25 protein-coding genes and 1 pseudogene are annotated in these 26,137 nt (G+C 69.6%); 12 read left to right on the forward strand and 14 right to left on the reverse strand.

All coding sequences use genetic code 11. From position 1 onward, the window contains the following. Positions 1 to 6: 6 nt before the first annotated feature. Together QE428_RS05635 and purL are read right to left on the reverse strand one after the other, a co-directional pair. The gene (locus QE428_RS05635) at positions 7 to 141 is read right to left on the reverse strand and encodes a hypothetical protein (RefSeq protein ID WP_269457017.1); all 135 of its coding nucleotides are present in this window, start codon (positions 139 to 141) and stop codon (positions 7 to 9) included. Then, complete coding sequence (purL, locus tag QE428_RS05640) at positions 138 to 2,459, reverse strand: phosphoribosylformylglycinamidine synthase subunit PurL (RefSeq protein ID WP_307466753.1); 2,322 nt, start codon at positions 2,457 to 2,459, stop codon at positions 138 to 140. Before purL ends, QE428_RS05635 begins: the two co-directional genes overlap by 4 nt. Before the next feature lie 136 nt (positions 2,460 to 2,595). On the opposite strand from purL, the gene QE428_RS05645 reads away from it, so the two are divergent. Beyond that, a complete protein-coding gene (locus QE428_RS05645) occupies positions 2,596 to 3,201 on the forward strand; it encodes a septum formation family protein (RefSeq protein ID WP_133398879.1) in 606 nt (201 codons plus the stop codon). A 51-nt stretch (positions 3,202 to 3,252) separates the two neighbouring features. Beyond that, entirely contained in the window at positions 3,253 to 3,774 is a 522-nt protein-coding gene (locus QE428_RS05650; protein ID WP_307466759.1) for a septum formation family protein, read from the forward strand. Positions 3,775 to 3,780: 6 nt separating this feature from the next. Here the strand turns inward: QE428_RS05650 and QE428_RS05655 are convergent, their stop codons facing one another. After that, positions 3,781 to 3,972 (reverse strand): hypothetical protein, encoded by a 192-nt coding sequence (locus QE428_RS05655; protein WP_133398878.1) that lies wholly within the window; start codon positions 3,970 to 3,972, stop codon positions 3,781 to 3,783. A gap of 98 nt (positions 3,973 to 4,070) precedes the next feature. Here QE428_RS05655 and QE428_RS05660 point away from each other — a divergent pair, with 98 nt between their 5' ends. Continuing rightward, complete coding sequence (locus tag QE428_RS05660) at positions 4,071 to 4,409, forward strand: TraR/DksA C4-type zinc finger protein (RefSeq protein WP_307466765.1); 339 nt, start codon at positions 4,071 to 4,073, stop codon at positions 4,407 to 4,409. 126 nt (positions 4,410 to 4,535) lie between these two features. Here the strand turns inward: QE428_RS05660 and QE428_RS05665 are convergent. Further along, positions 4,536 to 5,859, reverse strand: a pseudogene (locus QE428_RS05665) (DUF222 domain-containing protein). Between the two features lie 223 nt (positions 5,860 to 6,082). On the opposite strand from QE428_RS05665, the gene QE428_RS05670 reads away from it, so the two are divergent. The 3 genes from QE428_RS05670 to QE428_RS05680 all read left to right on the forward strand — a co-directional run bounded on the left by QE428_RS05670 (position 6,083) and on the right by QE428_RS05680 (position 7,769). Further along, positions 6,083 to 6,370: a metal-sensitive transcriptional regulator gene (locus QE428_RS05670; protein WP_133398877.1), complete on the forward strand. Its 288-nt coding sequence runs from the start codon at positions 6,083 to 6,085 to the stop codon at positions 6,368 to 6,370. A 65-nt stretch (positions 6,371 to 6,435) separates the two neighbouring features. After that, positions 6,436 to 6,777 (forward strand): helix-turn-helix transcriptional regulator, encoded by a 342-nt coding sequence (locus QE428_RS05675; protein ID WP_307466771.1) that lies wholly within the window; start codon positions 6,436 to 6,438, stop codon positions 6,775 to 6,777. A gap of 23 nt (positions 6,778 to 6,800) precedes the next feature. After that, the gene (locus QE428_RS05680; protein ID WP_307466774.1) at positions 6,801 to 7,769 is read left to right on the forward strand and encodes an SRPBCC family protein; all 969 of its coding nucleotides are present in this window, start codon (positions 6,801 to 6,803) and stop codon (positions 7,767 to 7,769) included. Positions 7,770 to 7,802: 33 nt separating this feature from the next. Here the strand turns inward: QE428_RS05680 and sufU are convergent, their stop codons facing one another. From sufU to QE428_RS05695, 3 genes are read right to left on the reverse strand one after another with little or no spacing between them, the layout of a single operon-like run. Continuing rightward, the gene (gene sufU / locus QE428_RS05685) at positions 7,803 to 8,264 is read right to left on the reverse strand and encodes a Fe-S cluster assembly sulfur transfer protein SufU (RefSeq protein ID WP_091358312.1); all 462 of its coding nucleotides are present in this window, start codon (positions 8,262 to 8,264) and stop codon (positions 7,803 to 7,805) included. Beyond that, entirely contained in the window at positions 8,261 to 9,556 is a 1,296-nt protein-coding gene (locus tag QE428_RS05690) for a SufS family cysteine desulfurase (protein WP_307466776.1), read from the reverse strand. Before QE428_RS05690 ends, sufU begins: the two co-directional genes overlap by 4 nt. A 42-nt stretch (positions 9,557 to 9,598) precedes the next feature. Next, positions 9,599 to 11,650, reverse strand: a complete 2,052-nt coding sequence (locus tag QE428_RS05695; protein WP_307470655.1) for an APC family permease — start codon at positions 11,648 to 11,650, stop codon at positions 9,599 to 9,601. Between the two features lie 62 nt (positions 11,651 to 11,712). On the opposite strand from QE428_RS05695, the gene QE428_RS05700 reads away from it, so the two are divergent. Continuing rightward, positions 11,713 to 12,777 (forward strand): VanZ family protein, encoded by a 1,065-nt coding sequence (locus QE428_RS05700; RefSeq protein WP_307466778.1) that lies wholly within the window; start codon positions 11,713 to 11,715, stop codon positions 12,775 to 12,777. Here the strand turns inward: QE428_RS05700 and QE428_RS05705 are convergent. From QE428_RS05705 to QE428_RS05720, 4 genes are read right to left on the reverse strand one after another with little or no spacing between them, the layout of a single operon-like run. Further along, positions 12,771 to 13,586, reverse strand: a complete 816-nt coding sequence (locus tag QE428_RS05705) for a hypothetical protein (RefSeq protein WP_307466781.1) — start codon at positions 13,584 to 13,586, stop codon at positions 12,771 to 12,773. The two genes, QE428_RS05700 and QE428_RS05705, sit on opposite strands and share 7 nt — an antisense overlap. Further along, on the reverse strand, positions 13,583 to 14,797 hold the full coding sequence (locus QE428_RS05710) for an amidohydrolase (RefSeq protein WP_307466784.1): 1,215 nt from the start codon (positions 14,795 to 14,797) through the stop codon (positions 13,583 to 13,585). Before QE428_RS05710 ends, QE428_RS05705 begins: the two co-directional genes overlap by 4 nt. 30 nt (positions 14,798 to 14,827) lie before the next feature. Beyond that, a complete protein-coding gene (locus QE428_RS05715) occupies positions 14,828 to 15,832 on the reverse strand; it encodes a LacI family DNA-binding transcriptional regulator (RefSeq protein ID WP_307466787.1) in 1,005 nt (334 codons plus the stop codon). A 1-nt stretch (position 15,833) separates the two neighbouring features. Continuing rightward, positions 15,834 to 17,507, reverse strand: a complete 1,674-nt coding sequence (locus tag QE428_RS05720; RefSeq protein ID WP_307466790.1) for an alpha-amylase family glycosyl hydrolase — start codon at positions 17,505 to 17,507, stop codon at positions 15,834 to 15,836. A 65-nt stretch (positions 17,508 to 17,572) separates the two neighbouring features. On the opposite strand from QE428_RS05720, the gene QE428_RS05725 reads away from it, so the two are divergent. Then, positions 17,573 to 18,091, forward strand: a complete 519-nt coding sequence (locus tag QE428_RS05725) for an adenine phosphoribosyltransferase (RefSeq protein WP_307466792.1) — start codon at positions 17,573 to 17,575, stop codon at positions 18,089 to 18,091. Here QE428_RS05725 and QE428_RS05730 read toward each other — a convergent pair whose 3' ends face one another. After that, a complete protein-coding gene (locus QE428_RS05730; RefSeq protein WP_091358339.1) occupies positions 18,092 to 19,009 on the reverse strand; it encodes a 2-hydroxyacid dehydrogenase in 918 nt (305 codons plus the stop codon). It abuts the gene before it with no gap. Between the two features lie 68 nt (positions 19,010 to 19,077). Here QE428_RS05730 and QE428_RS05735 point away from each other — a divergent pair, with 68 nt between their 5' ends. Beyond that, complete coding sequence (locus QE428_RS05735) at positions 19,078 to 21,624, forward strand: excinuclease ABC subunit UvrA (protein WP_307466798.1); 2,547 nt, start codon at positions 19,078 to 19,080, stop codon at positions 21,622 to 21,624. 6 nt (positions 21,625 to 21,630) lie between these two features. Here QE428_RS05735 and purQ read toward each other — a convergent pair whose 3' ends face one another. Continuing rightward, positions 21,631 to 22,338 (reverse strand): phosphoribosylformylglycinamidine synthase subunit PurQ, encoded by a 708-nt coding sequence (purQ, locus tag QE428_RS05740; RefSeq protein ID WP_091358346.1) that lies wholly within the window; start codon positions 22,336 to 22,338, stop codon positions 21,631 to 21,633. Next, entirely contained in the window at positions 22,335 to 22,580 is a 246-nt protein-coding gene (gene purS / locus QE428_RS05745) for a phosphoribosylformylglycinamidine synthase subunit PurS (protein WP_307466803.1), read from the reverse strand. Before purS ends, purQ begins: the two co-directional genes overlap by 4 nt. Before the next feature lie 231 nt (positions 22,581 to 22,811). On the opposite strand from purS, the gene QE428_RS05750 reads away from it, so the two are divergent. The 3 genes from QE428_RS05750 (at position 22,812) to QE428_RS05760 (ending at position 26,110) form a co-directional block, all read left to right on the forward strand. Then, a complete protein-coding gene (locus QE428_RS05750) occupies positions 22,812 to 24,086 on the forward strand; it encodes an ABC transporter substrate-binding protein (RefSeq protein ID WP_307466806.1) in 1,275 nt (424 codons plus the stop codon). An 81-nt stretch (positions 24,087 to 24,167) separates the two neighbouring features. Then, positions 24,168 to 25,196, forward strand: coding sequence for a carbohydrate ABC transporter permease (locus QE428_RS05755; RefSeq protein ID WP_091358355.1), 1,029 nt, complete (start codon positions 24,168 to 24,170; stop codon positions 25,194 to 25,196). Next, positions 25,193 to 26,110: a carbohydrate ABC transporter permease gene (locus QE428_RS05760; protein ID WP_091358358.1), complete on the forward strand. Its 918-nt coding sequence runs from the start codon at positions 25,193 to 25,195 to the stop codon at positions 26,108 to 26,110. Before QE428_RS05755 ends, QE428_RS05760 begins: the two co-directional genes overlap by 4 nt. The last annotated feature ends 27 nt before the right edge of the window (positions 26,111 to 26,137 follow it).

The following is a 26,137-nucleotide window of genomic DNA, read 5'->3' on the forward strand; positions in this document are numbered from 1 at the left end:
GTCGGCTCAGCCGAACAGCAGCGTGAGGACGGTCGCGCCGCCGCCTACGAGGACCATCGCGATGATGACGGTCCACGCGACCACCTTGGTGCGGGCGCGCTTGCGCCCGACGAAGTCGGCGTATTCGGGGTCGTCGCTCACGCGGGGACCTCGTCGACGATCGCACCGAACGCGGCGGGGAGGGTCGCCTTCGAGACGCGGCGCAGCTCGCCGACCGGGAGCGTGAAGACGCCCTGGATCTCGAGGGCCGCCTGCTCGCCTTCCGGTGCGTCGTCGGTCACTCCGATGCGGAGCACGGGGTAGCCGCGCCCCTCGCAGAGGCCCCGGAACTTCACGTCCTCCTCGCGGGGAACCGACACGATGACTCGGCCGGTCGACTCGCTGAATAGGGCGGTCGCGGCATCCACACCGTCGCGCTCCATGATCTCGCGCAGCCACACGCGCGCGCCGACGCCGAACCGCGTCGTCGCCTCGGCGAGAGCCTGAGCGAGGCCACCGGCCGACAGGTCGTGGGCGCTTGAGACGAGCATCTCGTCACGGGCTGCCTGCAGCAGACCCGCGAGGGTCTTCTCGCCGGCGAGGTCGACCTTGGGCGGGCGACCGCCGAGGTGGTCGTGGATCGTGTCGGCCCAGGCCGAGCCGTCGAGCTCGGTCGAGGTCGTGCCGAGCAGGTAGATGTTCTCGCCGGCATCCTGCCAACCGCTGGGGATGCGGCGCGACACGTCGTCTATGATGCCGAGCACGCCCACCACGGGCGTCGGGAAGATGGGCTGGTCGCCGGTCTGGTTGTAGAAGCTGACGTTCCCGCCGGTGACGGGCACGCCGAGCTCGAAGCAGGCGTCGGCGAGACCGTCGACGGTCTGCCCGAACTGCCACATGACCTCGGGGTTCTCGGGGCTGCCGAAATTGAGGCAGTCGGTGACGGCGGTGGGCTCGGCACCCGTGACGGCGACGTTGCGGTACGCCTCGGCGAGGGCGAGCTGCGCACCGGCGTACGGGTCGAGCTGGCAGTAGCGGCCGTTGCAGTCGGTCGCTATCGCGAAGCCGAGGCCCGACTCCTCGTCGACGCGGATCATGCCGGCGTCGTCGGGGAAGCTCAGGGCCGTGTTGCCCATGACGTAGTAGTCGTACTGGTTGGTGACCCAGGACGTGTCGGCGAGATTCGGGCTGCCGAGGAGCTTCACGAACTGCTCGCGCAGCACCTCGGGATCGTCGCTCCGCTCGAGGGCGGCGGCGGAGTCCTCGCGGAGCGCGTCGATCCAGGTCGGGTAAGCGACGGGGCGCTCGTAGACGGGGCCGTCGACCGCGACCGTCGAGGGGTCGACGTCGACGATCTGCTCGCCGTGCCAGAAGATCTGCAGGCGGCCGTCGCCGGTGACCTCGCCGAGGACGCTCGTCTCGACATCCCACTTCTGGACGACGGCGAGGAACGCGTCGAGCTTCTCGGGAGCGACGATCGCCATCATGCGCTCCTGGCTCTCGCTCATGAGGATCTCCTCGGGCGTGAGCGACGGGTCGCGCAGCAGCACCTTCTCGAGGTCGACCTTCATGCCCGAGCCGCCGTTGGCGGCGAGCTCGCTCGTCGCGCACGAGATGCCGGCGGCGCCGAGGTCCTGGATCGCCTCGACGAGCTCGCCCTGGTACAGCTCGAGGCAGCACTCGATGAGCACCTTCTCGGCGAACGGGTCGCCGACCTGCACGGCGGGACGCTTGGTGGGGCCGCCGTCGGCGAAGGTGTCGGATGCCAGGATCGACGCGCCACCGATACCGTCACCGCCGGTGCGGGCGCCGAACAGCACGACCTTGTTGCCGGCGCCGGTGGCGTTGGCGAGCTTGATGTCCTCGTGGCGGAGAACACCGACCGCGAGCGCGTTGACGAGCGGGTTGCCCTGGTAGACCTTGTCGAAGACGGTCTCGCCGCCGATGTTGGGGAGGCCGAGGCAGTTGGCGTAGAAGCTGATGCCGCTGACGACGCCGTGCACGACGCGCGCCGTGTCGGGGTCGTCGATGTCGCCGAAGCGGAGTTGGTCCATGACCGCGACGGGGCGCGCGCCCATCGAGATGATGTCGCGGACGATGCCGCCGACGCCGGTCGCGGCGCCCTGGAAGGGCTCGATGTAGCTCGGGTGGTTGTGGGACTCGACCTTGAAGGTGACGGCCCAGCCCTCGCCCACGTCGACGACGCCGGCGTTCTGGCCCATGCCGACCATGAGCCGTTCCTTCATCTCGTCCGAGACCTTGTCGCCGAAGCGACGGAGGTAGATCTTCGAGGACTTGTAGGAGCAGTGCTCGCTCCACATGACGGAGTACATCGCCAGCTCGCCGGAGGTGGGGCGGCGGCCGAGGATCTCGCGGATCTTGTCGTACTCGTCGGGCTTCAGGCCGAGGGCGCCGTACGGCTGCTCCCGCTCCGGCGTGGCGATGGCGTTCTCGACGGTGTCTGCGACTGGGGTGCTCACGCGGCTGGGCTCCAAGACTCGGGATGCCGGGGGACGCCCCCATCCTATCGGCGGGGCACCGGCATCCCGTCGTGTCTGCGGGGGCCCGCTTCGATACGCTGACCGCATCAGCTCGACGCACACTCCTGGGGGATTCATGTCGACAGCTCACTCGCGGCGCCGTGCCGTTTTCGCGGCGTTCGTGGTCGCCGCGGCGATGGCGCCGCTGCTGTCCGGGTGTACTCAGGTGGTGGCCGTCGTCGCGGGAACGATCCTCGAGGTGCGGGGCGGGGCGTCATCGCCGGAACGTCCGGCCGAGGCGGAGACCGAGGCCGAGGATGTCGACAACGACATCGCCTTCGAGTACCTCAGGGTCGGGGACTGCTTCGACGATCCGAACGAGTACGGTGCGTACGACGGCGAGGGGGCGTGGACGATGCTCCTCATCCCGTGCGAGGAGCCGCACTGGTACGAGCTGTACGCCAAGGGCGACCTGGGCATGTCTCACTTCCCCGACGCGATGTCGCCGACGGCCCTGTTCCCGGGCGACGACGCGGTGAGTGATGCCGCGGAAGAGATCTGTTACGACGCTTTCGCTGACTACGTCGGCGGATCGTACGAGGATTCGACGCTCGACTTCTGGTACTACCTGCCGACGGCGGAGTCCTGGGCGCTCGGCGACCGCATAGCGAGATGCGTCATCGGCCTCGAGGACGGGACCATTGAGGGAAGTGCGGCGGGCTCGGGCCGTTTCGTCTCGTGACGACTCCGATACGCTGAACCGCCGCTATCGCTTTCTGGTCCTGGGGGATCCATGTCTGTTCGTCGTTCGGGCGCTGCCGTCGCCCTTCTCGTTGCCGTTGTGATGTTGTCGGGGTGCGCCACGTCGCTCAGTGCGCTGCTCGGTGGTGCGTCCCGGGATGAGACGGGGCAGATCGACGCCGGCGGCGACCTCGATGTGTTCACGATCGCACCGGGTGACTGCTTCTTCGACGATGCTCTCGCGGGGCTGGCGGTGGACGAGCAGAGTGAGACGAGCAGTGTCGCGGCGGTGCCGTGCGCGGAGGAGCACACGTTCGAGGCGTACCACGAGTTCACGCTGCCCGAGGGTGAGTATCCGGGTGCCGAGGTCGTCGAGGAGAAGGCTTACGCCGAGTGCGAGGCGGCATTCGCCGAGTTCATCGGGGTGCCCTACGAGGAGTCCGTGTACGAGTACTCGTTCTACTCGCCGTCCTCGGACACTTGGCAGTACCAGGACGACCGTCTCGTCTCGTGCGTGGTGAGCACGGCGGAGTACGACCGGCTCACCGGTTCGCTGAAGGGCGCCGGCGAATAGTCCGACTCACTCCTCGGTGTCGTCCGGGTCGGAGTCGATGACGCCGATGCCGACCGCGTGGTGGCTGGGTTCCTCGCCTTGCGGCTGAGGTGCCTTCGGCTCCTCGCCGGGCTCCTTCGCGACGCTGGGCTCTTCGAGTTCCTCGGTGTCGGGCATCTCTTCGGGGTCGGCGTGCTCGGTGCCGTCGTTGTCAGCCATGGGGGCTCCTTCCGTTGAGTCTCACTCTGGAGGTCGGATGCCGGTGCCGCGACGGTCTTGACGGTCGCCGGGTCGGTGGGTAGGCCTACGCTGACCGGATGGATCCGATCGAACGGCTGCGCGTGCGGGAGCGGGAGCTGACGGACCAGTTGGCCCGTCTCGATGCCGACGACGCCGCGCTGCGGGTCGACAGGGCCGACGCGACCGCGGACGACGAGCACGACCCCGAGGGGTCGACTCTGTCAGGGGAGTGGCAGCGGGTGGCGGCGCTGCGCGCGTCGACGCGGGATGAACTGGCGCAGGTCGCAACCGCGCTGGCGCGAGTGGATGCCGGGACCTACGGTGTGTGCGAACGCTGCGGCCGTCCGATTCCCGAGGCGCGGCTGGAGGTTCGGCCGCAGGCGACGATGTGCGTCGCGTGCGCGTCGCTCGTCTGAGTAGCCATCGCGAGCTGCGGCGAATCGTGCGGGAGCGTGCGCGTGCGCGTGCGCGTAAAACGTGAGCGTGTGCGTGCGACGTGAGCGCGCGCAAGCTAGTGCGAAGTGCGGCTGGCGCCCAGCGGTTCAGAAGGGTGCCGGGTCTCCGGGTGGGCGGGCGGCAGGGTGTGAACGCGACGGCCGGTGTGGGGGCGTCTTCTCTGTAGGTCCTGCCGAGGGGTGAGGTCCATTCGAGGACACCACCCTGGAGTTGTCGCACCCGCCAGGCGGTGAACTGTTTCATCGAATGATGTCTCTGGCACAGGTGAGCGAGATTGCTCAGTTCTGTCTTGCCGCCGAGGGCGTGGTCGTGGGTGTGGTCGATCTCGCAGCGGATCGCCGCGACCCGGCATCCGGGGAACCGGCAGTGCTGATCGCGGGCTTGCAGGAACCGACGCATCCCCGAGGGCACCCGGTACGAGTCGGTCGCGACGGTCACCCCGGTCGCAGGGTCGTGGAACAGGCGCTCCCAGACGTGCGTCGCCCCGGCGAGAAGGCGGGCGGTCGCGGAGTCAATCGGGGATCGGCCCGCGAGATCGCACGGCCCGTCGTCCGCACCGGCGAGGGTCGCGGCGGGCACAAGAACCTGCACCCTCGCGCGGATCGCGCCGAGGGGCCCGGCGGTCGTGTCACGCGTGTCATCCAACGCCGGGGAGCCTGCGAGCAGCAGGTCGGCGAACACGTCGGCCCGGACCTGATCGGTCGATCGTGCATCTGTCGCGACAACGTCAGCGCTCTCGCCTGATGCGCGCTCAGCGCGGGTGTCGATGACCGCCCGCGCCTGCTGGGTGAGACGGTCGTGGATCCCCTCCGCGATCACGGTCGGCAAAGTGGCGATCAGATCCGACATGCCATCGCGCCCGGGCATGAGTCGCACGCACCGGCCGGCCGAAGCCTCTTCATGTCGTTCCGCGAACGATCGTGGGTGCATCCGGTGGGCGAGGATCTCGAGCTCACCCCGGACGCGGTTCGGCGTCTCGCGTTCGCAGCGTTCGATCGCGACCTTCTCGAACTCCGACCACATCTCCGCGGGCAGGTTCAGCCCGGCGTCGACGATTGCTTTCACGTGGCCCTGCACGATCCGCCCGGCCTCCCACGCAGCGACCGCAGCGGGGAATCCTTCCACGATTGTTCGCGCTTCCCCGATCCGACGCTGCACGGCCCGGTCGGTGAGCCGCATCACCCCGGCTACCTCGGCCGAGATCGACCGGAGCACCATGTCGTGCACTTGGACTCGAGCGTTCCGAGGTGCGCCTTGCGCGTCCGCCAGTCGCCCCGCGGCGGCCAGGGTGCGCAGCTCACGGATCTTCACTCGAGCGAACTCGACCCCGATGTCCTCAACGTCCGCGACGATCCCCTGGATGGCAGCGGGATACGCCTCATCATCGGGGGTTTCCATCGCTTCCGTCATACCTGCACTCTCGCACCAACCACCGACATTCAGACCCCGAAAATCACCGAAACCACCCGTTATGAACGACACCCAGAATGAGAAACCTCTCACCGGCCCATTCCCTCTCGGTCAGCGCGCGGCACACCGAGCGCGCTTCGCGCCGCTCACACTCGCTTTCGATTCCGCGGGATCAATACCCAGGGGGGTATCATCGATGCCGACGCGGCGAGAGGGTGACGACATGAGTGACGCAGCGCGAATCGACGACCCGGCGACCGGCGACCCCGAAGCCAAGCGCAAGGTCGTCAATCGTCTCAAGCGCGCGCAGGGGCAGCTCGCCGCCGTGATCTCCGCGGTCGAAGAGGATGCCTCGTGTCGCGATGTCGTGCATCAACTCGCCGCCGTGTCGAAGGCGCTCGACCGGGCCGGGTTCCTCGTCATCTCGACGGCACTGCGAGAGTGCCTCACTGATCCCGATGGGGACACGGCGCCCGAAGAGCTCGAAAAGCTGTTCCTTTCGCTCGCCTGACCGCCCGGGGTTGGCAGAAGAAGACCTCTTGACGCCCGGCATCCGCTGATCTAACGTACAACCAAATGGTTGCACAAACGGAGCTCAGCGATGATCGGATCGACCGCGTCTTCCACGCCCTGGCGGCGGCGACGCGGCGCGACATCCTGCGTCGCACGCTCGAGCGCGAGCAGTCCGTCTCCACGCTCGCCGCGGACTACGACATGTCGTTCGCGGCCGTCCAGAAGCACGTCGCCGTGCTCGAGGCGGCCGAGCTCGTCGTCAAGCGCGCGGAGGGCCGCGAGCGCCTCGTGCGAGCGGACCCCGACATGATCGCCCGCGCCCGGGCGCTGCTCGGACGGTACGAAGACCTCTGGCGCTCCCGCGTCGATCGGCTCGACGCCCTTCTCGCCGAGCCCGAGAACTGACCCATCCCACGAAGGAGTGAGACATGCCCGTCACCGACATCACCACCGACACCGACAACCTCACGATGACGCTCACGGCTGACGTCGACGCCCCCGTCGACCGCCTGTGGCGTGCGTTCACGCAGCCGCGTCAGCTCGAGCGGTTCTGGGGTCCTCCCGGCTGGCCGGCCACGTTCACCGCCTTCGACTTCACCGTCGGCGGTCACGCCGACTACGCGATGACCAGCCCCCAGGGTGAGAAGTCCCGCGGCACATGGGAGTTCCTCGCCATCGACGAGGGTCGCAGCTTCGAGGTGCTCGACGCGTTCGCCGACGAGAACGGCGAGCCGATGTCGAGCTTCCCCTCCATGCGCATGCGCTTCTCCTTCGACGAAACCGCCACCGGCTCCCGGCTCTCGAACATCACGTACTTCACCTCGGTCGAGGCGCTCGAGCAGGTCGTCGCGATGGGCGCCGTCGAAGGATCGCGCATGGCGATGAACCAGCTCGACACGGTCCTCCACGACCTGCGCGACTGGTTCCAGGGCGAGGGCACGAACGTCGAACTGCTCGACGACACCCACGTCCGCATCACGCGTCTCGTCGACGGTCCGCGGGAGCTCGTCTGGCGGGCGCACAACGACCCCGAGTTGCTGAAGAAGTGGATGCTGGGCCCCGACGGGTGGTCGATGGTGGAGTGCGTCGTCGGCGAGCACTACCGGAACGTGTGGGAGGAGGACGGCAAGCCCGAGAGCCGCTTCGGCTTCGAGGGCGAGACGCTGCTCCTCGACGAACCGCGCCGCTCGGTCAGCACCGAGAGGATGATCGGCATGGAGGGTCCGTCGACGACGAACGACCTGCAGTTCTACGAGGAGGACGGTGCGACGCTGCTGACGCTCCTCATCGAATACCCCGATCGCGAGACGCGCGACATGATCCTCGCCACCGGCATGGCGGACGGCATGGAAGCGTCCTACGCTCGGCTCGAGCGCGAGGTGCTGCAGGCGGCGTGACGCCTGGCCGAAGCGACGTCCTCGTCCGCCGGCTCAGGCCCGGGCGAGGGCGTCCTCGAGCGCGACCCACGCGAGCATCGCGCACTTGACGCGAGCCGAGAACTTCGAGACCCCCGACAGCGCGGCGGCATCGGCGAACGTCTCCTCGTCGAGGGGGATCGCTCCGCGCGAACGCAGCGCCTCGCGGAACCCAGTTATGAGCTTCACGGCGTCCTCACGCGGCAGACCGGCGTCGCCGCCGTCCTCCTCGATCAGGGCCGCGAGCATCGATGCGGACGCCTGCGAGATCGAGCAGCCCGAACCCTCCCACGACAGGTCGACGATGCGCTCGCCGGCGTCGTCGACGCGCACGCGGAGGGTGATGTCGTCGCCGCACATCGGGTTGTGCTGGTGCGAGCTCGCGGTCCGCCCCTCCTCGGACGAGAGGCCCTGGCCGTGCGGGTGCTTCGAGTGGTCCAGGATCAGCTCCTGATACAGCGAGTCGAGACCGTTCATTCGTTCACTCCGAAATAGGACCGGATGCCGCTGACGGCATCGACCAGGGCATCGACATCGGCGTCGGTGTTGTACAGGGCGGCGGATGCGCGGACGGATGCCGTCACGCCGAACCGGCGGTGCAGGGGAGCTGCGCAGTGGTGTCCGACGCGGACGGCGATGCCCTGCGCGTCGAGGAACTGGCCGGCATCGTGCGCGTGCACACCGTCGACGACGAAGCTCCAGAGGCCGACACGCTCCGCGCCCTCGGCGTCGCCGAGCAGACGGATGCCGGGGATGTCGACGAGTCCCTCGCGCATGCGCGCGGCGAGGCGAACCTCGTGTGCGTGCACGGCGGACATGCCGGCGTCCTCCAGGTACGACACGGCGGCCGCGAGCCCGATCGCGGGTCCGATCGGCTGCGTGCCCGCCTCGAAACGCTGAGGCGGCGGCAGGTAGCCGGCCTCGTCGAGCGTCACGGTGGTGATCATCGACCCGCCCGTGAGGAACGGCGGCATGGCCTCGAGGATCTCACTGCGGCCGTAGAGACCGCCGACCCCGTACGGCCCGAGCATCTTGTGCCCGCTGAAGACGGCGAGGTCGACCCCCATCGCGGGCAGGTCGAGCCGCATGTGCGGTGCCGACTGGCAGGCGTCGAGCACGGTCAGCGCGCCGACCTTCTGCGCGAGCGCGACGATCTCGGCGACCGGGTTCACGATCCCGAGGACGTTCGACACGTGCGAGAACGCGACGATCCGCGTGCGCTCGCCGATGATCTGCGCCGCGGCATCCAGATCGAGGCGGCCATCGTCCGACACAGGGATGTGCCGCAGCACAGCGCCGGTACGCGCGGCGAGCTCCTGCCACGGGATGAGGTTCGCGTGGTGCTCGGTCTCGGTCGCGACGATCTCGTCGCCGGGCTGCAGAGCCAGGCGAGCGGATGCCGGTGCCCCCCGCCCGAGCGTCGCGTTGCCGATCGAGTAGGCCACCAGGTTGAGGCCCTGGGTGGCGCCGCTCGTCCACACGAGCTGCTCCTCGCGCGCGCCGACGAAGCGCGCGACGGTAGCCCGGGCATCCTCGAACAGATCCGTCGCCTCGGCGGCGAGGGTGTGGGCGCCGCGGTGGACGGCCGCGTTGCTGCGGGTGAGGAAGTCGTACTCGGCCTGCAGCACCTGCCGGGGCTTCTGGCTCGTCGCTCCGGAGTCGAGGTAGACGAGCGGGTGCCCGTTGACCTCTTGCTGGAGGATAGGGAAGTCCTCGCGCAGCCGGGCAGCGTCGAGCGTGGCCGACTCGGACAGGGCGGGAGAAGTCACCCCTCTAGGCTACGCCGGTGCGCGGTGGGACGGCCCGGCGCGTCAGTTGTCGGAATGCTCGACCAAACCGTAATGACGCTGATCGACGCGGCCGCCGCGATCGTCGCCGGGCAGCGGGCGCGACCGGCGCCCGTAGACGATCTCGGACGAGTCGAGCAGCCACGGCACCAGGGTCACAGTGACGCCGTGGACCATCATGAGCTGCTGCGCGATCCGGCGGGCGCGGCGGTTGTGGAGCGGGGTCTCCCACCAGTGGCCCACGATGTACTGCGGCAGGTAGACGGTCACGACGGAGGGCCCGTGCTTCTCGCGGTACTTCTCGATGAAGCCGATCAGGGGCGAGCCGTAGTGGCGGTAGGGCGAATCGACCACGACCAGGGGCACCGGCATCCGGTGGTACTCCCAATCGGCCTTCAACTCGGCGATGTCGTCGGTCGTGACCGCGACGTGGACGGCGAGGGTCTTCTCGTGCTTGGCGGCCAGGGCGTAGTCGATGGCCTTGGCCACGGGCTTCTGCAGCTTGCCGACGAGGATGATCGCGAGGTCGCCCGATGCGCCGAACCTCACGGTGTCGTCCATCTCGATCTCGTGCTCGACGTCGCGGTAGTACCGGTTCACGCCGATCATGAGGAACGCGAGGACCGGCATCGCCAGGAACACCAGCCAGGCGCCGTGCGTGAACTTCGTGATCGTCACGATGACGAGGACCGCGACGGTGAACGCCGCCCCGACGGTGTTGATGGCGAGTCCCGACAGGGCAGCCCGCCGCGCGGCCGAGTTCCCCTTGAGGAGTCGCAGCTCGCGACGCCAGTGCCGGACCATGCCGATCTGGCCGAGCGAGAACGACACGAAGACGCCGATGATGTAGAGCTGGATGAGGGTGGTCAGATTCGCTTGGAAGACGACGAGGATCGCGATCGCCGCACCGCCGAGGATCAGCATCCCGTTCGAGAAGACGAGGCGGTCGCCGCGCGAGTTCAGCGCCTTGGGTGCGTAGCTGTCGCGCGCGAGCACCGAGCCGAGCAGCGGGAAGCCGTTGAACGCCGTGTTGGCCGCCAGCAGCAGGACGCAGGCGGTAGCGGCCTGGATGATGAAGAAGAACACCGAGTCGCCGCCGAAGGTGGCTGCCGCGACCTGCGCCATGAGGCTCGGCTGCGGGCCGGCCGCGCAATCGAAGCCGATCAGACTGCAGGGGTTCTCGGCGTAGTGGACGCCGGCGATGAGGGCGAGCGAGGTGAGGCCCGCGAACAGGACGATCGCGATGCCGCCCATGAGCACGAGGGTCGTCTGCGCGTTCTTGACCTTGGGGCTGCGGAACGCGGGGACGCCGTTGCTGACGGCCTCGACTCCGGTCAGGGCGGAACAGCCGCTCGAGAAGGCGCGCAGCAGCAGCAGGATGAACGCGACCTGAGACAGGGCCTCGGGCTCGACGGTGAACTCCGCGCTCGAGGCGACCGGCGCGTCGCCGATCGCCCAGCGGAACAGGCCGGTCCCGATCATGAGGGCGACGGAGCCGATGAAGACGTACGTGGGGATCGCGAACGCCTGCGATGCCTCGCGCACGCCGCGCAGGTTCACGATCACCAGGAGGATCACGAATCCCACCGCGAGCTCAACTCGCCATGCGTTGAGGAACGGGAGCGCCGAGATGATGTTGTCGACGCCGGAGGACACCGACACCGCGACGGTCAGGACGTAGTCGACGAGCAGCGCCGACCCGACCACGACGCCGGCCTTCTCGCCGAGGTTCGTGCGGGCGACCTCGTAGTCGCCGCCGCCCGACGGATACGCCTTGATGAGCTGGCGGTAGCTGAGGACCACGACGACGAGCAGCACGACGACCGCGGCGGCGACGGGCGGCGCGAACGCCATGAACGCCGTCCCGCCGATGAGCAGGATCATCAGGAGTTCCTGCGGCGCGTAGGCCACCGACGACAGTGCATCCGACGCGAAGATGGGCAGCGCGCGCTTCTTCGGAAGCAACTGCCCATCGAGCTTCTCGGTGTCGAGGGGTTCGCCGATCAGCATGCGCTTCACGGCGGGAGAAGGGACCGCGTTCGGGTCGCGGCTGTCACTGGTCACGGCGGGCGACATTACGCCTCCCGCGAACCCGCCGCAACGCGGGCGGGTCACGGACTATTCCCTAGACTCGCCGGATGAGCGGACAAGTCTTCCCGGCAGTCGTCGCGATCCTGTTCGGGGCAGTCGTCGGGCTCATCCTCTTCGTCCCCGTCGTAGCCGTCAGCTACCGTCGCCGTGGTCGTCTCAGTCTCGGCCGCGTGGCGTTCTGGGCGGCATCCCTCGTCTACTTCCTGGCCATCTGGAGCTACACGCTCCTTCCCCTGCCCGCCTCGGACGACTACCGCTGCTCGGGGGCGGTGCTCTCGCTCGCGCCGACCATCGACGACCTCGTGGGGGCCTTCGCCGACGGGTCGCCGCTGACCGACATCCGACTCCTCCAGGTCGCCTTCAACGTCCTCCTCTTCCTCCCCCTCGGGTTCCTGATCCGGGTCGTGGGGCGTCGGGGTGTCGTCATCGCCACTCTCGTCGGGTTCCTCCTGTCCCTGCTCATCGAGACCACCCAGCTGACCGGGGTGTGGGGATTGTTCCCGTGCGGGTACCGCCTCTTCGACGTCGGTGACCTGCTCACCAACACCCTGGGCGCCCTCGTCGGGTCGATCGTCGCCCTCCTCGTCCCGGCGCGACTGCGCGGCGTCGAGAAGGCAGCGGATGCCGGTGAGCCCCGCCCGGTCACGCGCGGCCGCCGCCTGCTCGGGGCCGTCTGCGACCTGCTCGGCACGGCGATCCTCGGAGGTGCCGCGGGGACCACGGTTCAGCTCTTCCTGCAGTACGCACTGCGCCGGGAGGACCTGGTCGCCGACGGCGTCATCGCCGACATCGCCTCGGGATGGGTGACGATCGCCGTGTGGACCGTCGTCGTCCTCGCGACGGGCCGCACCGTCGGCGACCTGTGCGTCGAGCTGCGTTACGAAGGCGGCCGCCTTCCGGAGCCGGTCGCACGGGCACTCCGCTTCCTCGGCGGGATCGGCGGCTACCTCCTGCTCAGCGAGCTGGGGGCGGCCGTCGGCATCCTCTCGGTCGTCTTCGTGCTGGTGTGGGCGGTCCTCTTCTTCGCCACCCCCGCCGGGCGCGGGCTACCGGGCGTCGTCAGCGGACGGCGACTGGTGGATGCGCGCACGACGGCGCCGACCGATCACTGACCGCGGGCGCGGAACGTGTAGGTGATCGAGGCCACCTTCTGGCCGGACTCATCGGACTCGACGAAGGCGCTGAATTCGCGCGACCCGTTGCTGTAGAACTTTCCGCGGCCCTCGCCGTAGGTGAGGCGCACGCGGCCGTTCGTGAGGGTGAACTCGTCGAAGGGTCCCTTGCTGCGAGCCTGGTCGAGACTGTCGCCGACGGCCACTCCGAACTCGTTCGTGACCTGCACGTCCTGGGGAAGCCCGGAGGTCAGCGCGATCCACGTCGGTGCGGGGACCTCGCCCCGGGAACGGCCGCCGTCGCCGAGGAAGACGTCGTACAGGCGGAACCCCGGCCAGACGTAGATGTCGTACGCCCAGTTCTCGGCGTCGCCGTTGACGAACTCCTCCTTCGGCGCGGTGCCGAAAGCCGTGGTCAGCGCAGCGATCACCGGACCCGAGTCATCGGCCCAGGTGTGGTCGACCGTGCCGTCGGCGGTCTTCACGGTGAAACCGGACCCGTTCACCTCGATGGTGGATGCCGCGGCGGGCGGCTCCTCCTCCACGGGCTCCGACGGCTCGGGGTCCTGCGATGGCGAGGGCGCCGGCTGGGGTGCGGCCTGCGAGGTCGGCGGCGCCGGCGGCGCTGCCGTCGTCGGCTCGGTCGCCCGTAGCAGGTAGACGCTGACGACCACGATGACGGCGACCAGGAGCACGCCGGCGACCGCGCCGAGGATCATCGGGACCCGGTTCGGGTTCGCCGGACGCTCGGGCTTCTCGTGCTCTTGCGGGTCGAGGGGCGCGAAGGGCAGCCAGTCGTCGTTGCTCATGTGAGGAACTCCCGCGCGGCGACGGTCAGGGCGTCGACGCCGCGCTCGATGGTCGGGTGCAGGACGGGGGCGAAGAACGGGGAGTGGTTCGTCGGGATGTCACGCGAGATCGTACCGGCAGCAGCGGCATCCGCGTACTGCTGCGGGTCGACGCCGCCCCAGAACCAGTAGACGAGCGGAACGCCGGCCTCTCGGGCGAACCACGAGACGTCCTCGCTCCCGGTGAACATACCGGGATCCACGACGGTGCCCTCGCCGAACGCGCGGTCCATCGCCGCGGTCAGGCGGGCGGTCGAATCGATGTCGTTGATGGTGGGCGGCAGGGTGTGGAGCGTCGTGATCGTGGGTTCCTGCTCCGCACCGGATGCCGCGGCCTCGGCGCGGACGACGCGCTCGACGCGTTCGAGGATGTCGGCCCGTGCCTCGTCGTTCGGGTAGCGCAGGCTCAGCTCGAGGGTCGCCTCGGCCGGGATGATGTTGTTCTTCAGGCCGGCGTGGATCGAGCCGACGGTGACGACGGCCATCTCGCGCGGGTCGACCTCGCGCGAGACGACGGTCTGCAGGCGCATGACCGTCGCCGCCGCCATGACGATCGGGTCGATCGTCGCGTGGGGACGCGAGCCGTGACCGCCGCGGCCGTGCATCGTGACGGTGATGCCGTCGGATGCCGCCATCTGGGTTCCCGGGCGCACGCCGATCGTTCCGGCGGGAAGCGGTGTCAGGTGCTGGCCGAGGACGATGTCGGGCTTCGGGTATCGGTCGAAGACGCCGTCGGCGATCATCGCCTGTGCCCCTGCGCCGTACTCCTCGGCGGGCTGGAAGACGGCGACGACGGTGCCCGACCACTCCTCACGGGTCGCCTGCAGTTTCTCGAGCGCGCCCAGCAGGGCGGTCACGTGCATGTCGTGGCCGCAGGCGTGCATGACCGGGACGTCCTGCCCGGAGGGGTCGACGCCGCGGGCGGTGCTCGCGTAGGAGAGGCCGGTCTGCTCGGGGACCGGGAGGCCGTCCATGTCGGCGCGGAGCCAGATCACGGGTCCGTCGCCGTTGTGGATCGCGGTGACGACGCCGGTGCGGCCGACGCCCTCCTCGTAGTCGAGGCCGAGCGATGCGAGCTCGCGTGTGATGACGCCGGCCGTCCGGGTCTCCTGGAACGACAGTTCCGGGTGCCGGTGCAGGTCGGTGTAGATCGCTTCGAGGTCGAGAGGCATGACGTCGAGCCTACGGGGACGGGGCCGCCGCTACCTCAGTGAGTCCTCCACGGGAGAGGCTGTCGAGGTCCGCTCGACGAGCTGGAACGCGAGTTCGCCGAGCTCCTCGCGCCCTTCGAGCGCGGCGAGGACGGCGGCGGCGGCACGCTCGCCCTGTTCGTGCGGGAACTGGGCGATCGTCGTCAGGCCGAAGAAGCCGCCCATCTCGTGCCCGTCGACGCCGATCACCGAGAGATCCCTCGGCACGTCGAGTCCGCGGTCCCTCGCCGCGAACATGGCGCCGAAGGCGATCTCGTCGGATGCCGCGAAGATCGCCGTCGGCGCGGCGGCACCGTCCAGCAGGGCGAGTGCGGCGCGATGTCCGCCCTCGATCGTGAAGTCCGCCGCGGCGAAGGGGGCGTCCGGGATGCCGGCATCCGCCATCGCCGAGGTGAAACCGTGTCGGCGCAGCGACGGGATGTCGAGGCCCGGATCTCCCGCGTAGCCTGCGCCGATGTGCGCGATGCGCCGGTGGCCGAGGCTCAGCAGGTGCTCGGTCGCGGCGCGGGCGACGGCCAGCTCGTCGACGCGGAGCGCCGGCAGCCGGGGAGTGGTGGCGCCGAGGCCCACGACGGGCAGATCGAGCGCGAGGAGCCGGTCGACCTCGTCGTCGGCGAGGGTCACCGAGAGGACGATGATCCCGTCGACCCGGCCGCGCCGCAGCGACACGTCCAGCACGCCGTCCCGCAGGGACCGCTCGTCGCTCATGCTGTAGAGCGTCATGTCGTAGCCCTGCGGTGCGAGGCGGCTCGCGATGCCGTCGAGCACGTTCGCGAAGAACCACCGGTCGAGCAGCGGGACGACGACGCCGATGTTCGCGGCACGCCCCGTCGCCAGAGCGGATGCCGCAGCCGAGACCACGTAGCCGAGGTCGGCCGCGGCCGCACGCACGCGGGCGCGGGTCGCATCCGAGATGCGCCCGCGCCCGCTGAGCGCGCGAGAGACGGTCGCCGCCGAGACGCCTGCGGCGCGGGCGACGTCGTCGATGCCGGTCACGTCAGTCCGCGGCGATCCACACGGTCGTGTCGGCCGGGAGCTCGCACCCCTCGAACGCGTCGCTCTCGACCAGCAGCGTGCCCTTCGGCAGCGCGACCGGGGTCGTGCCCACGTTCGCGATCACGGTGATGTCGCCGTTGCGGAAGGCGATGACGTCCTGGCCGTAGCCGTCCAGCCACTCGAGCGCGCCCGACCCGAGGTCGTGCGCGCGGCGGGTCGCCAGCAGCGTGCGGTACAGCCAGAGGGTCGAGTCCGGCTGGTCCTCCTGCACGTCGCGGGCCAGCGCCGTCCACTCCGCAGGCTGCGGCAGCCAGCTCTCGCCCGTCGCGCTGAAGCCGAACGCGCCCTGATCGGCGGTCCAGGGCAGCGGGACGCGGCATCCGTCACGTCCGTAGCGCTCACCGTTCGTGCGGAACCAGGTCGGGTCCTCGCGGACGTCGTCGGGCAGCTCCATCGCCTCGGGGAGTCCGAGCTCCTCGCCCTGGTACAGGTACGACGAGCCGGGGAGGGCGAGCATGAGCGCGGTCGCCGCGCGGGCGCGACGAAGTCCCGCGGCGGGATCGGGCTTGCCGGGCGTCTCGGGCCCGACGCCGTGCCCCTGGGGGTGACCGGGCATCGCGAGGCGGGTCGCGTGGCGGATGACGTCGTGGTTCGAGAGGACCCACGTGGCCGGAGCGCCGACGGCGGGGAAGGCGCGCAGGGACTCGCTGATGATCTCGCGCAGCTGCGCGGCATCCCACTCGCTCATCGCGTAGGGGAAGTTGAAGGCCTGGTGCATCTCGTCGGAGCGCACCCACTTGGCGGTCTCGTCGACCGTCGGCAGCCACGCCTCGGCGCAGAGTGCCCGGTCGCCCTCGTACTCGTCGAGCACCCGGTGCCACTCCCGCCACACCTGGTGGACACCCTCCTGGCCCCAGTACGGCACGGGCTCGGCGCCGCCCATCGAGTCGGCCTCGGCCGGCGGGGTGTAGTCGGGCAGGCCGTCGGCCTTGATCAGGCCGTGCGCCACGTCCACGCGGAAGCCGTCGACGCCGCGGTCGAGCCAGAAGCGCAGCGTCGCCTCGAACTCGGCGCGCACCTCGGGGTTGGTCCAGTCGAAGTCGGGCTGCGACGTGTCGAACAGGTGCAGGTACCACTGACCGTCGGCAATCCGCGTCCAGGCCGGGCCGCCGAAGACGGACTCCCAGTTGTTGGGGGGCAATTCGCCGTTCTCGCCCGTGCCGTCGCGGAACATGTAGCGCGCGCGCTCGGGGCTGCCGGGAGCGGCGGCGAGGGCCTGCTGGAACCAGACGTGCTTGTCGGAGGAGTGGTTCGGGACGAGGTCGATGATGACCCGGATGCCGCGGGCGTGAGCGCCCTCGAGCATGTCGTCGAAGTCGCCGAGGGTGCCGAACAGCGGGTCGACGTCACGGTAGTCGGCGACGTCGTAGCCGGCATCCTTCTGGGGAGAGGTGAAGAAGGGGCTCAGCCACACGGCGTCGACGCCGAGCGAGGCGAGGTCGTCGAGGTGCGACGTGATGCCGGGCAGGTCGCCGATGCCGTCGCCCGAGGCGTCCGCGAAGGAGCGGGGGTAGATCTGGTAGATCACGGCGGTGCGCCACCACTCGGCGCCGGGCCGGCTCTCGCCGATCGGAGCGAGCGTCGAGGTGACGGTCGGGGAGGGGGTCGAAGTCATGCGCGCCAGCCTAGCGCAAGCGCTTGCGCACGCGGTATCAGACGCTGTCGAGTACCCTCGACCCAGTGAATCCCGACGCACTCGCCCGAGCCGAAGCGCTCATCGCGACGATCCCCGACTTCCCCGAACCCGGCATCCTCTTCCGCGACATCTCGCCGCTGCTGGCCGACCCCGCGGGGTTCCGCACCATCGCGATGGCCATGGCCGAGCCGTTCATCGGCTCGTTCGACGTCGTCGCGGGCGTCGAAGCGCGCGGCTTCCTGCTCGCCGGCGCGATCGCGATCGCCTCGGGCACCGGTCTCGCCCCGATCCGCAAGGCGGGCAAGCTTCCGCGTCCCGCCGGCTCGGTGAGCTACGACCTCGAGTACGGCAGCGCGACGATCGAGATGTCGGGCGACCTGTCCTCCGGCGCGCGCGTCCTGCTCGTCGACGACGTCCTCGCCACGGGTGGCACGCTCCGCGCCGGGCAGCAGCTGCTCGAGCAGCTCGGCTACAGCCTCGCCGGCACGTCGGTGCTGATGGAGCTCACCGCGCTCGGGGGCCGCTCCGTCTGCGGCCCCGTGCACAGCGTGTTCACGGTCTGATCAGGTCCGGATCACGACGTTCTCGGGCTCCTCGCCCGCGAGCAGGTGCCCGATCTGGCGACGCAGCAGCCGCACGATCCGGGGGTGCATCGCATCGGTCGCCCCGCCGACGTGCGGCGCGATGACGACGCCGTCGAGCGTCCACAGCGGGTGGTCCGCGGGGAGCGGTTCGGGGTCGGTGACGTCGAGGGCCGCTCGGATGCCGCGGCTCCGGATGTGCGCGACGAGGGCGTCCGTGTCGATCAGCGACCCCCGTCCCACGTTGACGACGAGGGCGCCGTCGGGCAGGGCGGCGAGGAACGCGTCGTCGATGATGTGCCGGGTCTGGTCGCCTCCGGGGAGCGAGGTAACGACGATGTCGACGCCGGGGAGGAGGTCCGGCAGCTCGTCGACGCTGTGCACACGGATGCCGTCCTCGTCGCGCGCGCTCGAGGCGACCGGTACCAGGTCGACCTCGAAGGGGGCGAGACGTGCGGCGATCGCCTTGCCGACGCCGCCGTAGCCGAGCACCAGGATGCGGCGGTCGGCGAGACCGGTGGCCTGGAACGGCGACCAGTCGCCCTTCTCCTGCGCGCGGACGAACCGGTCGATGCCGCGCTGCGCCGTGAGCGTCAGGGCGACGGCGAGTTCCGCGGTGGCCGCCTCATGAACGGTCGTGGCGTTCGCGAAGACCGTACCGGCGGGCAGGCGGTCTTCGATGCCTTCGTAGCCGATCGCCTGACCCTGCACGAGTCCGACCTCGACACCCTCGAGCCGGGCGAGGGGGTCCTGCCCGGACATGTACGGCGGGACGACGATGTCGATGCGCGGGCGGGGGGAGGCGGCATCCATCTTCCAGACGAAGACGTCGGCCCCGTCGATGTCGGAGAGGTCCTCGGCGAGGCGGGCAGAGGGGACGCTGACGCTGATCGAAGCCATGCGTCCGAGGCTATCGTCCGGCCCAGGGCCTCGGCCCGTGCCGGGACCAGGACACCTAGGCTGGTTCGATGCTTGAAAACCCCCGCGGCGACGCCGATGCCTTCGTCCGTGTGCGCGGGGCGCACGAGAACAACCTGCGCAGCGTCGACGTCGACGCTCCCCGCGACGCGATCGTCGCCTTCACGGGCGTCTCGGGCTCGGGCAAGTCCTCGTTGGCTTTCGGGACGATCTTCACCGAGGCGCAGCGCCGCTACCTGGAGTCGGTCGCGCCGTACGCGCGGCGATTGATCCAGCAGGGCCACGATCCGCATGTGGATTCGATCACGGGGCTCCCGCCCGCCGTCGCCCTGCAGCAGCGGCGGGGCGCGCCGAGTTCGCGGTCGAGCGTCGGTACGGTCACGACGCTGTCGAACTCGCTGCGCATGCTGTTCTCGCGGGCGGGCACGTTCCCGACCGGGTTCACGACGCGCCTCGACTCCGATGCGTTCTCGCCGAACACGGCGGCGGGCGCCTGTCCCGAGTGCCACGGCGTCGGCGTCGCGCACGCAGTGACCGAGGACACGCTCGTGCCCGACCCATCGCTGAGCATCCGCGACGGCGCGATCGCGGCGTGGCCGGGGGCATGGCAGGCCAAGAACCTCCGCGACATCACGATCGCCCTCGGCTACGACGTCGATCGCCCGTGGCGCGAGCTCGACCAGGCCGACCGCGACTGGCTCCTGTTCACCGACGAGCAGCCCGTCGTGCAGATCACTCCGCAGCGCGACCGTGTCGCCAAGCCCTACAACGGCACGTTCTGGAGCGCGAAGAAGTTCGTCTTCCACACGCTCGCCGACTCGCAGAGCGCGTCGATGCGCAACCGCGTGCTCGGCTTCGTCCGCACCGGCGTCTGCCCGGTGTGCGGCGGGACGGGCCTGCGCCGAGAAGCGCTCGCCGTCACATTCGCGGGGCATTCGATCGCCGAGCTGAACGCCCTGCCGATCCGCGAACTCGCCGAGGTCCTGCGTCCGACGACGCAGATCCGGGATGCCGCGCCCGCCCTCCCGACCACCGCGTCGGGCGAGCGCACCGATGTCGCCGTGGCCATCACGACCGACCTCGTCGCCCGCATCCAGGTGCTGCTCGACCTCGGTCTCGGGTACCTCGGCCTCGGTCGGGTCACCACGACCCTCTCGCCGGGTGAGATGCAGCGCCTCCGGCTGGCGACCCAGCTGCGCTCGGGCCTGTTCGGGGTCGTCTACGTCCTCGACGAGCCGTCGGCCGGCCTCCACCCCGACGACGCCGCACCGCTCCTCGACGTCCTCGAACAGCTTCGCGCCTCGGGCAACTCGGTCTTCGTCGTCGAGCACAACATGGACGTCGTCCGCCGCGCCGACTGGATCATCGACGTCGGTCCCGGCGCGGGTGAGGCCGGCGGCGCCGTCCTCTACTCCGGCGAGGTCGAGGGGCTGGCCGCCGTCGCCGAGTCGGCGACGCGTCCGTTCCTCTTCCCCGGCGCCGACGCATCGGTGCGACGGGAGTGCCGCGAGGCCACCGGCATCCTCTCGCTCCAGGGTGTCTCACTGCACAACCTCGACGGGCTCGACGTCGCGTTCCCCCTCGGCGTGTTCACGGCGGTCACGGGCGTCTCGGGCTCGGGCAAGTCCACGCTCGTCAGCCGCGTCCTGCGCGAGGTCGTCGATCGTCATCTGCGGGGCGACGCCGTCGACGACGCGGATGCCGACGGCCGAGGCGATGCCGACGAGCCGTCCGAGCGCATCGCCGAGGCGACGCTGCCGGCGGCGTCCATCGACACCCTGCGGGTAGGCGCCGTCACGGGACTGGGGGCCGTCGACCGCCTCGTCCGCGTCGACCAGAAGCCGATCGGCCGCACCCCGCGGTCGAACCTCGCGACCTACACCGGACTGTTCGACGCCGTCCGCGCGGTGTTCGCCGCGACCGACCTCGCGCGCGAACGCGGGTACACACCCGGCCGGTTCTCGTTCAACGTCGCGGGCGGCCGCTGCGAGACGTGCCTGGGAGAGGGTTACGTCACCGTCGAGCTCCTTTTCCTGCCCGGCAGCTACGGCCGGTGCCCGACCTGCCACGGTGCGCGCTACAACCCCGAGACGCTCGAAGTCACCTACGAGGGCAAGACCGTCGCCGACGTCCTCGCGATGACCGTCGACGAGGCGGCGACGTTCCTCGCGGGGGTGCCTGCGGCATCCCGGAGCCTCCGCACCCTGCAGGACGTCGGTCTCGGCTACCTGCGCCTCGGCCAGCCGGCGACCGAGCTCTCCGGCGGCGAGGCGCAGCGGATCAAGCTCGCGACCGAGCTGCAGCGTGCGCGCCGTGGCCACACGCTCTACCTCCTCGACGAGCCGACCACCGGCTTGCACCCCGCCGACGTCCGGCGACTGTTGGCGCAGCTGCACGCCCTCGTCGACGCGGGCGACACCGTCGTCGTGGTCGAGCACGACATGGACGTCGTCGCGTCGGCCGACTGGGTCATCGACCTCGGCCCGTCGGGCGGGGATGCCGGGGGCCGCGTCGTCGCCGAGGGGACGCCCGAAGCCGTCGCGGCAGAACCCGACAGTCGCACGGCACCGCACCTCGCCCGCAGGCTGGGCGGCTGAGCCGGGTCAGGCCGCGGCGTGCACGACGGCCGAGACGGCCGCGGTGAAGAACCGCAGGCCATCGACCCCCGACCGCATCGCGGCCGCGGTGTCGGGTCCGAACCCGGGCTCGATCGCGTGCTCCGGGTGCGGCATGAGCCCGACGACGTTGCCCTGCTCGTTCGTGAGCCCCGCGATGTCGTCGATCGACCCGTTCGGGTTGACGCCCGCGTAGCGGAACGCCACCAGGTTCTCGCCCTGGATCCGCGCGAGGGTCTCGTCGGAGGCGATGTAGCCGCCGTCCGCGTTCTTCAGCGGGATGACGATCTCCTGGCCGCGGCGGAACTCGTTCGTCCACGCGGTGTCGGCGTTCTCGACCACGAGGCGCTGGTCGCGGCGGATGAACTGCTGGTGCGCGTTGCGGATCAGGCCGCCCGGCAGCAGGTGGGCCTCGACGAGCATCTGGAATCCGTTGCAGATGCCGAGGATCGGCATCCCTTTGGCCGCGGCATCCTTCACCTCGGACATGATCGGCGCGAGCGCCGCGATCGCCCCGGCGCGCAGGTAGTCGCCGTAGCTGAAGCCGCCCGGCAGGACCAGGGCGTCGACGCCCTCGAGGTCGTGGGAGCCGTGCCAGAGGGCGACGGGCTCGGCGCCGGCGAGGCGGACGGCGCGGCGGGCGTCGCCGTCGTCGAGCGAGCCGGGGAAGGTGATGACCCCGACGCGGACGGTCACTCGACGACCTCGATACCGACGACGTCCTCGATCACGGAATTCGAGAGGATCTCCTCGGCGATCGTGCGGACGGCGGCGAGGGTCTGCTCGTCGGCCGTCTCGACGGCGAGCTCGAAGCGCTTGCCGATCCGGACATCGCCGAATCCGGCGTGGCCGAGGCGCTGCAGCGCTCCGGCGACGGCCTTCCCCTGCGGGTCCAGGAGCTCGGCCTTGGGCATGACGTCGACGACGATGGTGGGCATCAGAAAGCTCCGGGATGTCGCGGGCAGGGGTGCGCGACCAGTCTAGAGCCCGACGTGCCCGCGGACCGTCCGCGCAGGTCGACGCTCGTGACCAAACCGTGATCGCCGCCGTGGGAGCGCTCCCTTGACAGCCGTGGGAGCGATCCCATAACGTCGGCATCACTCGATGAGAGCGCTCCCAAACGGGAGGTCCCTGCACCTCGCTCTCGCCACACCACAAAGGAGTGTTCTGTGAACGCACGCGCCCTGCGCCGCGTCGGCCTGATCGCCGGCGTCGCCGCCACCTCCGCTCTCGTCCTCGCCGGCTGCGCCGGCGGCGGCGACCAGGGCGGCACCGGAGCGGAAGGCGAGAAGGTCACCCTGACCATCGCCACCTTCAACAACTTCGGCTACACCGACGAGTTCCTCCAGAAGTACGAGGACGAGAACCCGAACGTCACGATCGTCCACAACAAGGCGGCGGAGTCGGGTGACGCCCGCAAGAACTTCTTCCAGAAGCTCGGCAAGGGCGGTCTCGCCGACATCGAGGCCGTCGAGGTCGACTGGCTCAGCGAGGCCATGCAGTACTCCGACCTGCTCGCCCCCGTCCCCGACGACCTCAAGGGCCGTTGGCTGGACTGGAAGGAGAAGGCCGCGACGGACCCCGAGGGAAACCTCATCGGCTACGGCACCGACATCGGTCCGCAGGCGATCTGCTACCGGTCGGACCTCTTCGAGGCGGCCGGTCTGCCGTCCGAGCCCGCTGAGGTCGAGGCGCTGTTCGACGGCGACTGGAGCAACTACTTCGACGTGGCGGACCAGTACCGCGAGGCATCCGGCAAGGCCATGATCGACTCGGCCAACTCGGTCCTGCAGGGCATCGTCAACCAGATCGAGTACACCTACGACAAGCCGGACGGCTCCGTCATCGCGACCTCGAACCCCGAGATCGCCGACGCCTACAAGAGCGTCGTCGAGCGCGCGGTGCCGAACTCGGCCTACTCCGCGCAGTGGGGCGACGACTGGATCGCCTCCTTCCAGGGCGACGACTTCGCGACGGTCCTCTGCCCCGGCTGGATGCAGGGCATCATCTCCGGCTACGCGCCGGATCAGAAGAACTGGAAGATCGCGAACACCTTCCCGGGCGGTGGCGGCAACTGGGGCGGCTCGTACCTGACCATTCCTGCCAACGGCAAGAACGTGAAGGAAGCGCAGAAGCTCGCCGACTGGCTGTCCGCTCCTGAGCAGCAGGTCGAGGCGTTCGTCAACGTCGGCGCGTTCCCGAGCCAGGTCGACGCGTACGAGAACGCCGACCTGACGGCTTACGTCAACGACTACTACAACGGCGCCAAGACCGGCGAGATCGGCGCGGACCGCGCCGAGGCCGTCACGGTCCTGCCGTTCAAGAGCGCGGACTACTTCAAGTACCACGACGCGCTCCAGAACGCCGTGAACCGCGTCTTCGACAAGTCCGAGTCCGAGGATGCCGCGTGGGAGACCTGGGTCTCCGAGGTCGAGGCCTTCTGATCCACTCCTGACGGGGGTGCCGGCCGCGCTCTGCGGCGGCCGGCATCCCTTTCCATCGCTCGACCACCACGGAGACGACTCGTGACCACCACCGACATCCGCCCACAGACCCCCGTGGACGAGCGGCCCACCGCCGGGGACCGTCCGATCCGTGTGCTCTCCTTCCGTCAGCGGCTCAGCCGCTGGGACGTGAAGGTCTCGCCCTATCTCTACATCTCGCCGTTCTTCATCCTGTTCGCGATCGTCGGTCTGTTCCCGATCGGGTTCACGGCGGTCATCTCGTTCCAGGAATGGGATCTCATCCGCAACTCCGGCACCTTCGTCGGTTTCGAGCAGTACTCCTGGATCCTGAACGACCCGAAGTTCTGGGTCGCCCTGCGCAACACGTTCAGCATCTTCCTGCTCTCGACCGTCCCGCAGCTGCTGCTCGCCGTCTTCATCGCGGCGATGCTCGACCGCAACATCCGCGCCAAGACGTTCTGGCGCATGAGCGTCCTGCTCCCGTTCGTCATGGCGCCCGTCGCCGTGGCGCTGATCTTCAGCAACATGTTCGGCGACGTCCACGGCCTCGTGAACAACGCGCTGGGCTCCGTCGGCCTCGATCCCATCGCCTGGCACAAGGACCCGTTCTGGAGCCACGTCGCGATCGCCACCATGGTGAACTTCCGCTGGACCGGCTACAACGCCCTCATCCTCTTGGCGGCCATGCAGGCGGTGCCGCGCGAGTACTACGAGGCGGCCACGGTCGACGGCGCCGGCGCGTTCCGCCAGTTCGTCAGCATCACGCTGCCCTCGCTCCGCCCGACCCTCATCTTCGTGATCATCACCTCGACGATCGGCGGTCTGCAGATCTTCGACGAGCCTCGGATGTTCGACAACACCGGCGAGGGCGGACCCGCCCAGCAGTGGCTCACGATCACGCTGTACCTCTACAACATCGGCTGGGGCGAGTTCAATTTCGGTCGCGCCGCCGCCCTCGCGTGGATCCTGTTCATCATCATCGTGGTGATCGGTCTCGTGAACCTCCTCATCACCCGCCGCCTCGTCCGCGACGAGGGCGGCCGCGGCGTGAAAGCGCCGCGACGCGCACGGAAGGATGCCGCGCGATGACCACCATCAGCGAGCCGCCCCTGGCCATCGTCGAAGAGAACATCCCGAACGCCGCCCGTCGTCGTCGCGGCGAGCGGACCACCCGCATCCGCGGCGTGCGCGCCGGCTTCTGGGTCTATGTCGGGCTCGGAGTCGTCGCCGTGTCGGCGATCTTCCCCTACTACTGGTCGTTCCTCATCGGTTCGGGCGACCAGTTCACGATCAACGACCCGAACATGTCGTGGATCCCCGGCGCCAACTTCGTGACGAACGCGCTCTCGGTCATGAACGACCCGGCCGTCAACTTCTGGCTGGCCCTGTGGAACTCGGTCTTCAGCTCGACGCTGATCGCGGCGTCGGTCGTCGTCTTCTCGACGCTCGCTGGATGGGCGTTCGCCAAGCTGCGCTTCCGTGGCAGCAAGTTCCTGCTCGCCTTCGTCGTCGCCACCATGGCCGTCCCCATGCAGCTCGGCGTCGTCCCGCTGTACATCCTGTTCGCGGACCTCGGCTGGACGGGGACCATCGGCGCGATCATCATTCCCGCGCTGACGAGCGCCTTCGGGGTGTTCTGGATGACGCAGTACATCGGCCAGACGGTGCCCGACGAACTCATCGAGGCCGCGCGCGTCGACGGAGCCAGTCAGATCCGCACCTTCTGGACGGTGGGCGTCACCGCAGCGCGTCCCGCCGCGGCCATGCTCTTCCTCTTCACGTTCGTCGGTGCGTGGAACCAGTTCTTCTGGCCGTTCATCGTGCTCGACCGGCAGAGCCCGACCCTCCCGGTGGCGCTGTCGCTTCTGCAGGCGAACTACTTCGTCGACTACTCCGTCGTCCTGGCGGGCGTCCTCCTGGCCACCGTTCCGCTGATCCTGCTGTTCGTCTTCGCGGGCAAGCAGCTCGTCAGCGGCATCATGGCCGGCGCGGTCAAGGGCTGACGGCCTCACCGTGAACGTCCTTTCGCA

It is taken from the genome of Microbacterium sp. SORGH_AS_0505, from assembly GCF_030818715.1.
GTDB lineage: Bacteria > Actinomycetota > Actinomycetes > Actinomycetales > Microbacteriaceae > Microbacterium.

Coding starts and splice junctions, on each gene's coding strand:
- QE428_RS05645 (WP_133398879.1), top strand. CDS start 2,596: ATGTCGACAGCTCACTCGCGGCGCCGTGCCGTTTTCGCGGCGTTCGTG.
- QE428_RS05650 (WP_307466759.1), top strand. CDS start 3,253: ATGTCTGTTCGTCGTTCGGGCGCTGCCGTCGCCCTTCTCGTTGCCGTT.
- QE428_RS05655 (WP_133398878.1), bottom strand. CDS start 3,972: ATGGCTGACAACGACGGCACCGAGCACGCCGACCCCGAAGAGATGCCC.
- QE428_RS05660 (WP_307466765.1), top strand. CDS start 4,071: ATGGATCCGATCGAACGGCTGCGCGTGCGGGAGCGGGAGCTGACGGAC.
- QE428_RS05670 (WP_133398877.1), top strand. CDS start 6,083: ATGAGTGACGCAGCGCGAATCGACGACCCGGCGACCGGCGACCCCGAA.
- QE428_RS05675 (WP_307466771.1), top strand. CDS start 6,436: ATGGTTGCACAAACGGAGCTCAGCGATGATCGGATCGACCGCGTCTTC.
- QE428_RS05680 (WP_307466774.1), top strand. CDS start 6,801: ATGCCCGTCACCGACATCACCACCGACACCGACAACCTCACGATGACG.
- sufU (WP_091358312.1), bottom strand. CDS start 8,264: ATGAACGGTCTCGACTCGCTGTATCAGGAGCTGATCCTGGACCACTCG.
- QE428_RS05695 (WP_307470655.1), bottom strand. CDS start 11,650: ATGTCGCCCGCCGTGACCAGTGACAGCCGCGACCCGAACGCGGTCCCT.
- QE428_RS05700 (WP_307466778.1), top strand. CDS start 11,713: ATGAGCGGACAAGTCTTCCCGGCAGTCGTCGCGATCCTGTTCGGGGCA.
- QE428_RS05705 (WP_307466781.1), bottom strand. CDS start 13,586: ATGAGCAACGACGACTGGCTGCCCTTCGCGCCCCTCGACCCGCAAGAG.
- QE428_RS05710 (WP_307466784.1), bottom strand. CDS start 14,797: ATGCCTCTCGACCTCGAAGCGATCTACACCGACCTGCACCGGCACCCG.
- QE428_RS05720 (WP_307466790.1), bottom strand. CDS start 17,507: ATGACTTCGACCCCCTCCCCGACCGTCACCTCGACGCTCGCTCCGATC.
- QE428_RS05730 (WP_091358339.1), bottom strand. CDS start 19,009: ATGGCTTCGATCAGCGTCAGCGTCCCCTCTGCCCGCCTCGCCGAGGAC.
- QE428_RS05735 (WP_307466798.1), top strand. CDS start 19,078: ATGCTTGAAAACCCCCGCGGCGACGCCGATGCCTTCGTCCGTGTGCGC.
- purS (WP_307466803.1), bottom strand. CDS start 22,580: ATGCCCACCATCGTCGTCGACGTCATGCCCAAGGCCGAGCTCCTGGAC.
- QE428_RS05760 (WP_091358358.1), top strand. CDS start 25,193: ATGACCACCATCAGCGAGCCGCCCCTGGCCATCGTCGAAGAGAACATC.